This is a genomic window from Pseudomonas sp. FSL R10-0399, assembly GCF_009600165.1.
Taxonomy (GTDB): Bacteria; Pseudomonadota; Gammaproteobacteria; order Pseudomonadales; family Pseudomonadaceae; genus Aquipseudomonas; species Aquipseudomonas helleri.
Genome location: NZ_WIWK01000145.1, coordinates 1 through 12993 on the forward strand (window position 1 = coordinate 1; position 12993 = coordinate 12993).

Consider the following 12993-nt stretch of genomic DNA (forward strand, 5'->3'; position numbering starts at 1 on the left):
AGCGGCTCCTGTGGCCCGCCCGGCCAGCCAGACACCCACGGGGCGCGGCCAAGGGCAGTTGCGTTTGCCTACGGGGATTCAGCCCTGCGTGATTAAAGCGCTCAGCCTCAAGGAGGCGCTGCTGGTGGTGCGCCGTGGCGATGAGCTACCGCAGATCCTGGCCAGTGCGGTGTTGGACCTTGAGCAAGGCGAGCGGGCCGAGGTGGCGCGTTTGAATGGCTACTTGCACGCCATCGTCGCGTACGAACCCAAGCCGGACAGCGACTGGTTGCAACTGACCTTCCGCTTCGTGGATCAGGATGCCGAGAAAATGAACTACCTGTCGCGGCTGATCGCTCACGGCACGGCGCAGAAGCAGTTTGTGCCGGGGGCGTAAGATCAAAAGATCGCGAGGCGAGCTCGCTCCTACGGGAGTTGCAGGCCGCCTGCGGCTTTGTGAATGGCGCGCAGGTGTTCGCCGATCTGTTTGACGTTGGCTTCGGTGGCGGCGATTTCTGCTGCGCGGGCCGGCTCAAGGAGGCTGCGCACTTCTTTGTCCAGATCGCTGGTCAGGCGTAGCAACTGTTGCTGGCGCTGGCTGCTTTCGGACTCGAGCATTTGCCACTCTTTGGCCTGTGGCAGGCCATAGCCGCTGCTGCCGAGCAATTCGGCCGGGCGGCTAAGGAAGCCACTGCTGGCGAGAATCTCTTGCAGGGTTTTGTTGGCCTTGTCCATGCCGCCATCTTTAAGCCCGCGTGCGCCCAGGTACTTTTGCTTGACCTCGTCTTGAGCGAGCAGCAACTGGCGGCGGAAGCTGGCCTGTTCGAGCAGCAACAACGCCGCGCTGGCGCGCAGGTCGGCTTTTTCAAACCACGGGCGGCGTTGCTCGGCGTCCAGGGCCATCCAGTCTTCAACGCTGGTCTGCTTGATTGGCATGCGGGTTTTTAGCACGTCGAACATGGCTTGATAGCGGTCACGGTAGGAATCAAACCGATAGCCCAGACGCAGCGCTTCACGCGGGTCGTCCAGCACGCTGGTGTCTGCCAGGCCACGGGCTTTGAGCACTTCCAGCAGGCCATTGGGCACGATGCTGTCCAGGCCTTTGAGTTGCGCGTTGTCGCTGCCGCTGCGCAGCAGTTTCAAGGTCTCGACTGCGCAGTTGTTGGACACAAAGTAATAGCTGCCGTCGTAGCTCCAATGCATCTCGGCAGCGTGCTCAACCACTTCTTCGATTTCCGGGCGGCTCAAGTTCAGCGGTACAGAGGCGAGGCTGCGCAGTTCTGTCTTGGTGTATTCATCGATGACCTGGGCCAGCGGCAGTACAAACAGGCGCGACGGGTAGGCGCCGGTCAGGCCGTCCCAGCTTGAAAGCTGTACGTCGTTCACAAACGCCCGGTAGGACAACACCAAGTGTTCTTGCAGGTCGAGTCGGCAATCCGGACCGCGTGGACGGCCGGGGGCGCAAATCACCAGGCGCAGCATGCTGTGGCCCCAGCGGCTGGCCCATTCCTGGTTGGCCTCGGCCAGCAGGTAGTCGACGGCGTATACACGCTCCGGGTCAACGGTGCCGAGGGGCTGTTTGGCAAAGTCGTTGCCGGCGTTCAAAAAGGGGAAGCTCTTGGGGCAGTCGTCTTTGGCGGCGGGTGCCCAGCCGAAATGATTTTTGTAGTAGCGGTACAGCGCCGGGCGCCGGCACGCGTAGGCCGGGTCGAGGAGGAAGTACTCCATGTTGACCGCGACGAATTCTTTGGGGTTGGTGACTTCGTACAGGTCCGGGCTGCGCACGACCTGATGGTTGTCTTGCTCGCGCTCACCACGGCGGCCCACGTATTGCTGCCAACCGGCGAGGTCGAGCAGGCGCGGGTCATCGCTGAGGGTAAAGCGGCGGTCGGTCTGGCCACGGCATGGGTCGGGCAGGCCGATGAGCCCCGTGCTGTTGCTTTGCCGTGCGCAGCGCTGGATGAGCGTGCGGTCTGCGGCAGGCCAGAGGCGGGCGCGGTCATAGAGGTGGGTCAGCTCGTGCAGGACAGTGGCGAGCATTTCCTGGCGCACGGTGCCGTGGGGGCGGTTGGTCTTTTGAGTCGCGGCCGAGCCATCGGTGAGGCTGGCCAGCAGGTTGCGATTCAAGTCCAGCTCAGACACTAACGAGGCTTGCCCGTAGGCATTGCTGGGCATGTCATCGCTCCAACCGACCACAATCTGGCGATCCAGTTGCTCGATGAAGCGCGGGGGCAGCTTTTGCATGGCTTCATCGAGCAGCGCTTGGCTGGCGTGCTGCTGGGCGGGTGTCAGGCCCTCTGTTTTTAGCTGCAGATGGAGCGCTGCGTGGGCATTACTGCCGATAAGCAGCAGGGCACACGCTGCGAGCCAGCCTGTCAGAGGTTTCACAGCGCGAGGATAGCTTCGGCGAGGTCATGGTCGCTGGCGTTGCGCGCTTCAGGCAGGCGGTCGCGCAGGGTATTGAAGGCAGACTCCAGTTGCACGCCACGAATGGAGCCTTCGCTGGCGACGAAAGTGGCGGCGTCATCGTGGGCTTCACGGACTACTTTAGAGTCACGAATGGACGTGGTGGTGTCGGAGGTGAAGTCGATGGAGCGGCCAAACGCGCGCACGATGATGTTACTGGTCTGCACAACGGTCTGTGCTTGCGCCACATCGGCGAGCAACAACAGGCCAAGGGTGGCGACAATTAAAGGGCTACGCATGAAACATCTCCAGAAAACGCGGGTATTTATTGGACGAGAATTGCTTGTGCCAGTTCAAGGTCGGAGGCATTCAATTCAGGCTGGGTCTGGCGCAGATAGCGCAAGGCAGACTCCAACTGCGCGCCTCGCTGTTGACCGTCACTGGCAATAAAGACGGCAGCGTCATCCTGGGCGGCACATAGCAGTTTGTGATCGAAGGGCGCGGACGTCACTTTACTGGTGACGTAGCCGGTGAGCACGGTATTTTGCGTGGTTGTGTCGAAGGCGTGGGCTGATTGAGTCCAGCAGAGGGCAAGCAGGGCTAGTAAAGAAAAACGCATGGGTCTCGTTCTGTGTGATCGAGGCCCAAGGCTAGCGTAATGGTCGGGTCAGAACCAGTACGTGGCGGGATCTTCATCTTTGATGCTATTCCCGTGGGAGCGGGCTTGCTCGCGATAGCATCACAGCGTCCGTTCTGAGACGCCATGTGGTCTGCATCGCGAGCAAGCCCGCCCCCACAGGTCATCAAACATCAGATCGCGAGGATTGCCTGCGCCAGTTGGGCATCGCTGGCTTGCAGTTGAGGCGCTTGCTGGCGAATGGCGTCGAAGGCGCTTTCCAGTTTCACACCACGGATTGCCCCTTCGCTGGCCACAAAACTGGCGGCGTCATCACGGGCTTCGCGCACGATTTTGTTGTTGCGCAGCGAGCCGGTCGCGTCGGAGGTCAGGTCAGAGGTCGCTTTCAGGGCGCCCACGATGGCATCGGTTGTCACGAGAAAGCTGGAGGCGCTGGCGCTGGCAGCGAGTGTCAGCAAGGCGGCAGCGCTGAGCAGGCGAAGAGTGGGCATGGTGATACTCCAGAAGAGGGTCGTATAAAAATAGTCGGTTATAGGCGAATAGTAGGCGCAGGGCGGCGTGTCGCAAAGGATGTTTTGCCTTGCGGTGCAGACAGGATGCTCTGGATCAGGCTTTTTCGTGACTGTACTGGTCTGTTAGTGTTTTTATAAAACTGTACTTGTCATGCTTCTGGCGCTCAAAAATAGCCGCCCAAAACGACAAAACCCGTCGGCGGTTACCCGCGACGGGTTTTGTTTTTTCAATTCTGGGTGCTGGCGGTGGACCGATGGTCAGGGCCAGCGAGCGCTCGTTAGCGCCAGAACGGCTTGCTCAGCTCTTCGTAACGCTGTGCTTCGCTAATACCGGCATCAGCCAGAAGACGCGAGTCCAGGCGAGCCAATTGATGGCGGCTGGAGATACGGCGCTGCCACAACATCAGGTTGGCAAGTACGCGCAAAGGCATGGAAGCCTGGGTGTTTACAGCATTGCTTTCGGTGAACAGATCGGAACTGAGTGTACGTTCCATGATGGCATCCTTCCGCTTGTGGCGGCATTGGCTAGTGGTTTAACTGATGCCAATGATCCTCCTCTACGTCCAGACTCTGTAGATACAGTTCACCTGTATTGCGATGGGCCAGTTAACTGTTTATAGGTGCTGTACGGCCATAAACGAGCACAACTGTACCTGTCGGCACTAAGTTGGTGCGTTTCTAGTCGTTTTTGTGGGAAGTGACCCTGACAAGGGTAAGAAATTACCAGTACAGCAGTACAGTTTTTGTCAGGAAGGCATAAAAAAGCCGCCGCAGAAAACAGTGTTTTCGACGGCGGCTGTCTAGCACGCGTGTTACGGCAGCATTTTCCCGGTTTCTTCCAGGTTGATGTGCCAGCTCAACGCCTCGCGCAGGATATGCGGGGTGTGGCCGCCAATGGCGCAGGCCTTGGTGAAGTAGTCATTCAGCGCTTCACGGAAGTCTGGGTGCACACAGTTGTCGATGATCACGCGGGCGCGCTCACGCGGCGCCAGGCCACGCAAGTCAGCCAGGCCTTGTTCGGTGACCAGGATGTCGACATCGTGCTCGGTGTGGTCAACGTGGCTGACCATTGGCACCACGCTGGAGATCGCACCAGCTTTGGCGATCGACTTGGTCACGAAAATGGCCAAGTGTGCGTTACGGGCGAAGTCGCCCGAGCCGCCGATGCCGTTCATCATCCGCGTGCCGCAGACGTGGGTGGAGTTAACGTTGCCGTAGATGTCGAACTCCAGCGCGGTGTTGATCCCGATGATGCCCAGGCGGCGAACGACTTCCGGGTGGTTGGAGATCTCTTGCGGGCGCAACACGAGTTTGTCTTTGTAGCGCTCAAGGTTGCCGAACACGTCGGAGTTGCGACGCTCGGACAAGGTGATCGAGCTGCCCGAGGCGAAGCGCATTTTGCCCGCGTCGATCAGGTCGAAGGTCGAGTCCTGTAGTACTTCGGAGTACATGGTCAGGTCTTCGAACGGCGAGTCGATCAGGCCACACATCACCGCGTTGGCGATGTTGCCGATACCGGCTTGCAGCGGGCCGAGCTTGTTGGTCATGCGGCCTTCATCCACTTCTTTTTTGAGGAAGTTGATCAGGTGGAAGGCGATGCCGGCGGTTTCGCTGTCAGGCTCGCTCACTGTCGACGGCGAGTCGGCCTTGTTGGTGATCACGATCGCGACGATTTTTTCGGCCGGGATCGGGATGGCGGTGCTACCGATACGGTCATCGACTTTCACCAACGGGATTGGCGTACGGGTCGGACGGTAGGTCGGGATATAGATGTCGTGTAGACCTTCCAGGTTCGGGTTGTGCGCCAGGTTGATCTCGACGATCACTTGTTTGGCGAAAATCGCGAAGCTGGCGGAGTTCCCCACCGACGTGGTCGGCACGATGTGGCCTTGCTCGGTAATCGCAACGGCTTCGATGACGGCGATGTCCGGCAGGGTGAGTTGCTTGTTGCGCAGTTGCTCGACAGTTTCGGACAAGTGCTGGTCGATGAACATGACTTTGCCGGCGTTGATCGCCTTGCGCAGTGTGTTGTCCACCTGGAACGGCATGCGACGTGCGAGTACGCCGGCTTCGGTCAATTGCTTGTCGAGGTCGTTGCCCAGGCTGGCGCCGGTCATCAGGGTGATTTTCAGCGGCGAGTGCTTGGCGCGCTCGGCCAAGGCTTGTGGCACGGCTTTGGCTTCACCGGCACGGGTGAAACCGCTCATGCCGACGGTCATGCCGTCTTTAATAAGGGCGGCGGCTTCTTCGGCGCTCATAACCTTATCGTGCAGGGAGTTCAGACGTATACGTTCACGGTACATGGATTGTTATCTCGGGCAACGGAAGCAAGATGCGCAGTCTATTCATTTTCAAAGCGCGGCGTCCCGCTACCATGGTCGAATGCCGCAGGCCGATTTAGAGCCTTTGGTCGGGATCAGTCAGAAATAAAAAACCCCGGCGAATTAAGTGCCGGGGTTCTCGGTGTTACCAGGCCGCGATGTTACTCGACGGCTTTGACCATATCTTCAATAACTTTCTTGGCGTCACCGAAGACCATCATGGTTTTATCCAGATAAAACAGTTCGTTATCCAGGCCCGCATAGCCGCTGGCCATGGAGCGTTTGTTCACGATGACGGTTTTGGCTTTATAGGCTTCGAGGATCGGCATGCCCGCGATGGGCGATTTCGGATCGTTCTTGGCCGCCGGGTTAACCACGTCGTTGGCGCCGAGCACCAACACGACGTCGGCCTGGCCGAATTCGGAGTTGATGTCTTCCATTTCGAACACTTGGTCGTAAGGCACTTCTGCCTCTGCGAGCAGTACGTTCATGTGGCCAGGCATACGACCCGCCACCGGGTGAATCGCATACTTGACGGTCACGCCGCGGTGGGTCAGCTTTTCGGTCAGCTCTTTAAGTGCATGCTGCGCCCGTGCCACGGCCAGGCCGTAGCCCGGAACGATGATCACGGTGTCGGCGTTGGTCAGCAAGAAGGTCGCGTCGTCAGCCGAGCCGGATTTAACCGGGCGTGCTTCCTGTGTGCCGGCAGGGCCGCCAGCGTCCGCTGCGCCACCAAAGCCACCGAGGATCACGTTGAAGAACGAGCGGTTCATCGCTTTGCACATGATGTACGACAGGATGGCGCCTGACGATCCGACCAGCGAACCGGCGATGATCAGCATCGAGTTATTCAGCGAGAAGCCGATACCGGCCGCTGCCCAGCCCGAGTAGCTATTAAGCATCGAAACCACGACCGGCATGTCGGCGCCGCCAATCGGGATGATGATCAGCACGCCCAATACAAACGCCAGGGCCAGCATCAGCGCGAAGGCGTTGAGGTTGCCGGTGAGCATAAAGGTCACGCCCAGGGCCAGTGTCGCGAGGCCCAGCACCAGGTTGAGCTTGTGTTGGCCGCTGAACTGTACCGGTGCGCCCTGGAACAGGCGGAACTTGTATTTGCCCGACAGCTTGCCGAACGCGATGACCGAACCCGAGAAGGTGATAGCACCAATCGCGGCGCCCAGGAACAGTTCTAGGCGGTTACCGGCCGGGATGGCGTCGCCCAAATGTTTGACGATGCCCAACGATTGCGGCTCTACCACGGCGGCAATGGCGATAAACACCGCTGCCAGACCGATCATGCTGTGCATGAAGGCGACGAGCTCTGGCATTTTGGTCATTTCGACGCGCTTGGCCATGATCGAGCCTGCGGTGCCGCCGATGAGCAGCCCCATAATCACATAGCCGATGCCGGTGGTCGCGATTTCAGCGCCCAGTTTGTACACCAGCCCGATGGTGGTCAGCACGGCCAGGGCCATGCCGAGCATGCCGAACAGGTTGCCGCGACGCGAGGTGGTGGGGTGAGACAGGCCTTTAAGGGCCTGGATGAAACAGATCGATGCAACCAGGTAGAGAACAGTGACCAGGTTCATGCTCATGGCTTGCGCACCTCTTCTTTAGCTTTAGGTGCTTTCTTCTTGAACATTTCCAGCATGCGCCGGGTGACCAAAAATCCACCGAATACATTAACGGCCGCCAAGGCGACGGCCAGGGTGCCCATGGTTTTACCCAGCGGAGTGACGGTGAGCGCGGCCGCGAGCATGGCGCCGACGATCACAATCGCGGAAATGGCGTTGGTCACGGCCATGAGCGGGGTGTGCAGTGCAGGGGTAACGTTCCAGACCACGTGGTAGCCGACATAAATAGCCAGTACGAAAATGATCAGGTTGTAGATACCGGGGGAGATGAGCTCTTCCATTGTTTTTATCCTCAGCCGTTTTTGCGCACAACTTGACCGTCGCGGCACATCAGGCACGCGGCGACGATGTCGTCTTCAAGGTTGATCTGGAACTGCCCTTCAGGGGTGAAGACCAGCTTGAGGAAGTCCAGCAGGTTGCGGGCGTACAGCGCTGATGCGTCCGCGGCCACTTCTCCGGCCAGATTGGTCGGGCCGACAATGATCACGCCGTTTTCGACGACTACTTGATCGGCCACGGTCAGCGGGCAGTTGCCCCCTTGTGCAGCGGCGAGGTCGATGACGACGGAGCCAGGCTTCATCTGCGCTACGGTTTCAGCGCTCAGCAGCACTGGTGCCTTGCGGCCGGGGATGAGTGCGGTGGTGATGACGATATCGGCTTGCTTGGCGCGCTCGTGCACGGCCTGGGCCTGGCGCTGCATCCAGCTGGCAGGCATCGGGCGTGCATAGCCACCCACGCCGACTGCGCATTCGCGTTCTTCGTCGGTCTCATAAGGGACGTCGACGAACTTGGCGCCCAGCGATTCGATCTGCTCTTTTACCGCAGGCCGCACATCTGAGGCCTCAATGACCGCGCCAAGTCGCTTGGCTGTCGCAATGGCCTGCAGGCCGGCAACGCCTGCGCCGAGAATCAGCACGCGGGCGGCTTTTACCGTACCGGCGGCGGTCATCAACATGGGCATGAAGCGCGGGTAATGGTGGGCGGCCAGCAGTACGGCTTTGTAGCCGGCAATGTTGGCTTGGGATGACAGCACATCAAGACTTTGCGCACGCGAGGTACGCGGGGCAGCTTCCAGCGAGAAGGCGGTGATCCCACGCTCGGTCAGTTTGGCAATGGTTTCATTGCTGAACGGGTTGAGCATGCCAATCAGCACAGCGGTGCTGTTGATCAGGGCCAGTTCGCTGTCGTTGGGGGCAACTACTTTAAGGATCAGCTCGGCGCCAAAGGCGTCTGTGGCGCTGCCAATAGTTGCGCCTGCGGCTTCATATGCGCTGTCAGTCACGCTGGCATTAATACCTGCGCCGCTTTGAACAGTCACCTTATGGCCTTGGCCGATCAGCTTCTTGATGGTTTCCGGGGTTGCAGCAACCCGCGTTTCACCCGTTTGGGTTTCGAGAGGAACACCAATGTGCACGTCATATCTCCTGCGTGATCTTTTATAAGAAAGCCAGCGCACTACGGATGGTGCGACTGGGGCGGCCGATCAGCACGATCCCACCAAATATTGGGTGGGGCGCGGCATTCTGCTGGCGATTTTTGGGGCTTTCAAGAACTTATGAAGGGTGACGGATTTTTTACTACAAGTCATGCAGTGACCGAATGTCGCAACGATCGGCTGTAGGCCTTTATTTATAAGGCTTAGAGAGATTTAAGGCTGTTTTCGAGTTTTTTTCACATTTCTTTTGGTTATCGCTGCATAACTTTCAGAAATACCCTGTAAGCCGCGTGGTTACTGGCTTTCAGGTTTGTCCAGTTAGACTTAAGTCAAGCGTGCAAAATGGCGACATTTGCGTATATATGTAGTTGTTTTTTAAGTATCACTACATTGTTTTTTGAGAATTCGAATTTTCTCAAGTCAAGCTGTAGGCCGCGGCCTGCTTGATCAGCCAGTCTCGAAAGGCGTGTAGCGACGCGGACTCAATTTTGCGTTCCGGGATCATTAGGTAGTAAGCCTTGTTGCTGGGCAGTGTGTGCGGGTTGGCGATGACCAGGCGTTTCTCGGCCAATTCGCGCTGAATCAGGAAGGGCGGGATCAGCGCGACGCCCATTTCGTGTATGGCGGCTTGGGCCAGCATCGAAAACAGTTCGTAGCGCGGCCCGGTCATGTCGCGTGGCACGTTCATGTCCTGGGCGTTGAACCATTGGCGCCAGGCGTAGGGGCGGGTGGTTTGTTGGAGTAGGGGGAGTTCGGCCAATGCCTGGGCGCTGAGGCTTTGCCGGTCGCCCAGCAGTGAAGGGCTGCACACGGGCAGCGGGTTCTCGCCCATCAGCCGGTGGGACGAGGTACCGGACCAGTCGGCATCGCCAAAGTAGATGGCGGCGTCGAAGTCGGTGTCGGCAAACAGGAAGGGGCGCGTACGGTTTGTCAGGTTGACGGTAACGTCGGGGTGCTGTTGCTGGAAATCCTTGAGGCGGGGCAATAGCCATTGCGTGCCGAAGGTGGGGACAACGGCCAGCTCAATGGTGTTGGCGCCTTGTTGACCCATCACGGACAGCGTGTCGCGTTCGACGGCATCCAGTTGCGTCGCAACCCGTCGGCTGTAGGAAAGGCCTGCTTCTGTCAGTTTTACGCCCCGCTTGGAGCGTCTGAAGAGTTCTACGCTGAGGAATTCTTCAAGGCTGGCGATCTGTCGGCAAATAGCGCCTTGGGTGAGGGACAGTTCGTGTGCGGCCTTGGTGAAGCTCTCATGACGTGCGGCCGCTTCAAAGCTGATCAGGGCGGTTGTGCTGGGGATCTTGCGGCGCATGTACGGCTTCCTCACTAAAGGTGATCAGAAATGGCCTTTCAGGCAGTCACGGAGTGAGAAATTATCACAACGGCGTGCTGAATCCTCGTTTGTACTCTTTATAAGAGGCGGCCTAGGATCGGCGTACGACATTTGATCTATTTCGCGAGGGTTCTTTCATGGTGGGTAAAGCAAGCTTCAACTGGATTGATCCACTGTTGCTGGATCAGCAGCTCACTGAAGAAGAGCGCATGGTGCGTGACAGCGCTGAGCAGTTTGCTCAAGACAAGCTGGCGCCACGTGTTCTGGAAGCTTTCCGTCATGAACAGACTGACCCGGCGATTTTTCGCGAGATGGGTGAGACGGGCTTGCTGGGGGCGATGATCCCTGAGCAGTACGGCGGCAGTGGCTTGAACTATGTCAGCTACGGCTTGATTGCTCGTGAGGTTGAGCGCGTTGACTCGGGTTACCGCTCGATGATGAGTGTGCAGTCTTCCTTGGTCATGGTGCCGATCAATGAGTTCGGTACTGAGGCGCAAAAGCAAAAGTATCTGCCGAAGTTGGCGTCAGGTGAGTGGATTGGTTGTTTTGGTCTGACGGAGCCTAACCATGGTTCTGATCCGGGCGCGATGATCACTCGTGCGCGCTCGGTGGATGGCGGCTACAGCCTGACGGGCAGCAAGATGTGGATCACTAACAGTCCGATCGCAGATGTGTTTGTGGTCTGGGCGAAGGACGACGAGGGTGACATCCGTGGCTTCGTTCTGGAGAAGGGCTGGAAGGGCCTGAGCGCTCCGGCGATTCACGGCAAGGTTGGCTTGCGTGCGTCGATCACTGGCGAGATCGTGATGGATAACGTGTTTGTGCCACAAGAGAACATCTTCCCGGATGTTCGCGGTTTGAAAGGTCCTTTCACCTGCCTGAACTCCGCACGCTACGGCATCTCGTGGGGCGCATTGGGCGCCGCAGAATTTTGCTGGCATACGGCGCGTCAATACACGCTGGATCGTCAGCAGTTCGGTCGGCCGTTGGCGGCGACCCAGTTGATCCAGAAAAAACTGGCGGATATGCAGACCGAGATTACGTTGGCCTTGCAGGGTTGCCTGCGCTTGGGGCGGATGAAGGATGAAGGAACCGCGGCGGTTGAGATTACTTCGATCATGAAGCGCAACTCGTGCGGCAAGTCGCTGGATATCGCGCGTATGGCGCGGGACATGTTGGGTGGCAATGGTATCTCCGACGAGTTCGGGGTGGCGCGTCACCTGGTTAACCTGGAAGTAGTGAATACCTATGAGGGGACGCATGACGTGCATGCCTTGATTCTTGGGCGTGCGCAGACGGGTCTTCAGGCGTTCTATTAACAGGAGCTTGGCTCATGGGTGCTTTATCGCATTTGCGGGTGCTGGATTTATCGCGAGTACTGGCTGGGCCGTGGGCTGGGCAGATTCTGGCGGACCTTGGCGCTGAGGTGATCAAGGTCGAGCGCCCGGGCAATGGCGACGACACGCGCGCGTGGGGGCCGCCCTTCCTTAAGGATGCTTATGGAGAGAGCACGGGGGAGGCGGCTTATTACTTGTCGGCTAACCGTAATAAGCAGTCGGTGACCATCGATTTCACCAAGCCGGAAGGCCAGCGCCTGGTGCGGGAGCTGGCGGCGAAGTCCGATATCTTGATCGAGAACTTCAAGGTGGGAGGCCTGGAGGCGTATGGGCTGGATTACGCCTCGCTCAAGGAGGTCAATCCGCAGTTGATCTATTGCTCCATTACCGGGTTTGGTCAGACGGGCCCGTATGCGAAGCGGGCTGGTTATGACTTCATTATTCAGGGGTTGGGCGGGCTGATGAGCCTGACTGGTCGGCCTGAGGGTGAGGAGGGTGCAGGGCCGGTCAAGGTTGGGGTTGCGCTGACGGATATTCTGACGGGGCTTTACGCGACAGTTGCCATTTTGGCGGCGCTTGCTCATCGTCAGCATGATGGGGGTGGGCAGCATATCGATATGGCGCTGCTAGACGTGCAGGTGGCGTGCTTGGCCAATCAGGCTATGAATTACCTGACGACAGGTGTGTCGCCCAAGCGCTTGGGGAATGCTCACCCCAATATTGTTCCTTATCAGGATTTCCCTACGGCCGATGGCGATTTTATCCTGACCGTGGGTAATGACAGCCAGTTTCGTAAGTTTGCTGAGGTGGCGGGTCAGCCTGGTTGGGCGGATGATCCGCGCTTTGCCAGTAATAAGCAGCGGGTTGCCAACCGTGCTGTGCTGGTGCCGCTTATTCGTCAGGCAACTGTATTCAAGACGACGGCGCAGTGGGTTGAGCAGCTAGAGGCGGTGGGCGTGCCTTGTGGGCCTATCAATGAGCTGGCGCAGGTGTTTGCGGATCCTCAGGTGCAGGCGCGGGGGCTGGCTTTTGAGCTTCCGCATGCGCTGGCAGGTTTGGTGCCGCAGGTGGGGAGCCCTATCAGGTTGTCTGAAACCCCGGTGGAGTATCGCAGGGCGCCGCCGTTGTTGGGTGAGCACACGCAGGAGGTGTTGGCGCGTGTGCTTGGGGTGGCGACGGTGGACTTGGAGCTTTTGCGGCAGTCTGGAGTGTTGTAGCTATATAGAGGGGGCGTTAGCCCCCTCTATATAGGTGTGTTTTCGGCGATATAGAAGTTAATTGATAGAGTCGCTCAATTAGCGCTTGACTCACTGTAATAACGGCCTATAATTCGCACCACTTCCGGCGCAGTCGAAACGGAAAACTCCTTGAATATCAATGAGTTGGATGATTTTGA

12 protein-coding genes and 1 pseudogene are annotated in these 12993 nt (G+C 58.5%); 3 read left to right on the forward strand and 10 right to left on the reverse strand.

Going from position 1 to position 12993, the window contains the following annotated elements:
• A pseudogene (locus GHO41_RS26305) lies at positions 1 to 376 on the forward strand (response regulator); the annotation flags it as partial.
• A gap of 29 nt (positions 377 to 405) precedes the next feature.
• Here GHO41_RS26305 and GHO41_RS26310 read toward each other — a convergent pair.
• From GHO41_RS26310 to GHO41_RS26355, 10 genes are all read right to left on the reverse strand, one after another.
• Positions 406 to 2367 carry a DUF4105 domain-containing protein gene (locus tag GHO41_RS26310; protein ID WP_371929046.1) on the reverse strand — a complete coding sequence of 654 codons (1962 nt, stop codon included), beginning with the start codon at positions 2365 to 2367 and terminating at the stop codon, positions 406 to 408.
• Positions 2364 to 2684: a DUF2388 domain-containing protein gene (locus GHO41_RS26315; RefSeq protein ID WP_048390771.1), complete on the reverse strand. Its 321-nt coding sequence runs from the start codon at positions 2682 to 2684 to the stop codon at positions 2364 to 2366. Before GHO41_RS26315 ends, GHO41_RS26310 begins: the two co-directional genes overlap by 4 nt.
• Before the next feature lie 26 nt (positions 2685 to 2710).
• Positions 2711 to 3004: a DUF2388 domain-containing protein gene (locus tag GHO41_RS26320; RefSeq protein WP_123750565.1), complete on the reverse strand. Its 294-nt coding sequence runs from the start codon at positions 3002 to 3004 to the stop codon at positions 2711 to 2713.
• Positions 3005 to 3195: 191 nt separating this feature from the next.
• The gene (locus GHO41_RS26325; RefSeq protein ID WP_048373793.1) at positions 3196 to 3513 is read right to left on the reverse strand and encodes a DUF2388 domain-containing protein; all 318 of its coding nucleotides are present in this window, start codon (positions 3511 to 3513) and stop codon (positions 3196 to 3198) included.
• 299 nt (positions 3514 to 3812) lie between these two features.
• Entirely contained in the window at positions 3813 to 4028 is a 216-nt protein-coding gene (locus tag GHO41_RS26330) for a DUF1127 domain-containing protein (protein WP_048373794.1), read from the reverse strand.
• Positions 4029 to 4346: 318 nt separating this feature from the next.
• Entirely contained in the window at positions 4347 to 5837 is a 1491-nt protein-coding gene (locus tag GHO41_RS26335; RefSeq protein WP_048373796.1) for an acetyl-CoA hydrolase/transferase family protein, read from the reverse strand.
• A gap of 179 nt (positions 5838 to 6016) precedes the next feature.
• Positions 6017 to 7453, reverse strand: coding sequence for an NAD(P)(+) transhydrogenase (Re/Si-specific) subunit beta (locus tag GHO41_RS26340; RefSeq protein ID WP_153435070.1), 1437 nt, complete (start codon positions 7451 to 7453; stop codon positions 6017 to 6019).
• Positions 7450 to 7773: an NAD(P) transhydrogenase subunit alpha gene (locus GHO41_RS26345; RefSeq protein WP_003438157.1), complete on the reverse strand. Its 324-nt coding sequence runs from the start codon at positions 7771 to 7773 to the stop codon at positions 7450 to 7452. Before GHO41_RS26345 ends, GHO41_RS26340 begins: the two co-directional genes overlap by 4 nt.
• Positions 7774 to 7784: 11 nt before the next feature.
• On the reverse strand, positions 7785 to 8906 hold the full coding sequence (locus tag GHO41_RS26350) for a Re/Si-specific NAD(P)(+) transhydrogenase subunit alpha (RefSeq protein WP_048373800.1): 1122 nt from the start codon (positions 8904 to 8906) through the stop codon (positions 7785 to 7787).
• A gap of 436 nt (positions 8907 to 9342) precedes the next feature.
• Positions 9343 to 10239: a LysR family transcriptional regulator gene (locus tag GHO41_RS26355; RefSeq protein ID WP_153435071.1), complete on the reverse strand. Its 897-nt coding sequence runs from the start codon at positions 10237 to 10239 to the stop codon at positions 9343 to 9345.
• Positions 10240 to 10397: 158 nt separating this feature from the next.
• Between GHO41_RS26355 and GHO41_RS26360 the strand changes: the two genes are divergently transcribed.
• The gene (locus GHO41_RS26360) at positions 10398 to 11579 is read left to right on the forward strand and encodes an acyl-CoA dehydrogenase (protein WP_153435072.1); all 1182 of its coding nucleotides are present in this window, start codon (positions 10398 to 10400) and stop codon (positions 11577 to 11579) included.
• 14 nt (positions 11580 to 11593) lie between these two features.
• Positions 11594 to 12814: a CaiB/BaiF CoA-transferase family protein gene (locus GHO41_RS26365; protein WP_153435073.1), complete on the forward strand. Its 1221-nt coding sequence runs from the start codon at positions 11594 to 11596 to the stop codon at positions 12812 to 12814.
• Positions 12815 to 12993 lie beyond the last annotated feature (179 nt).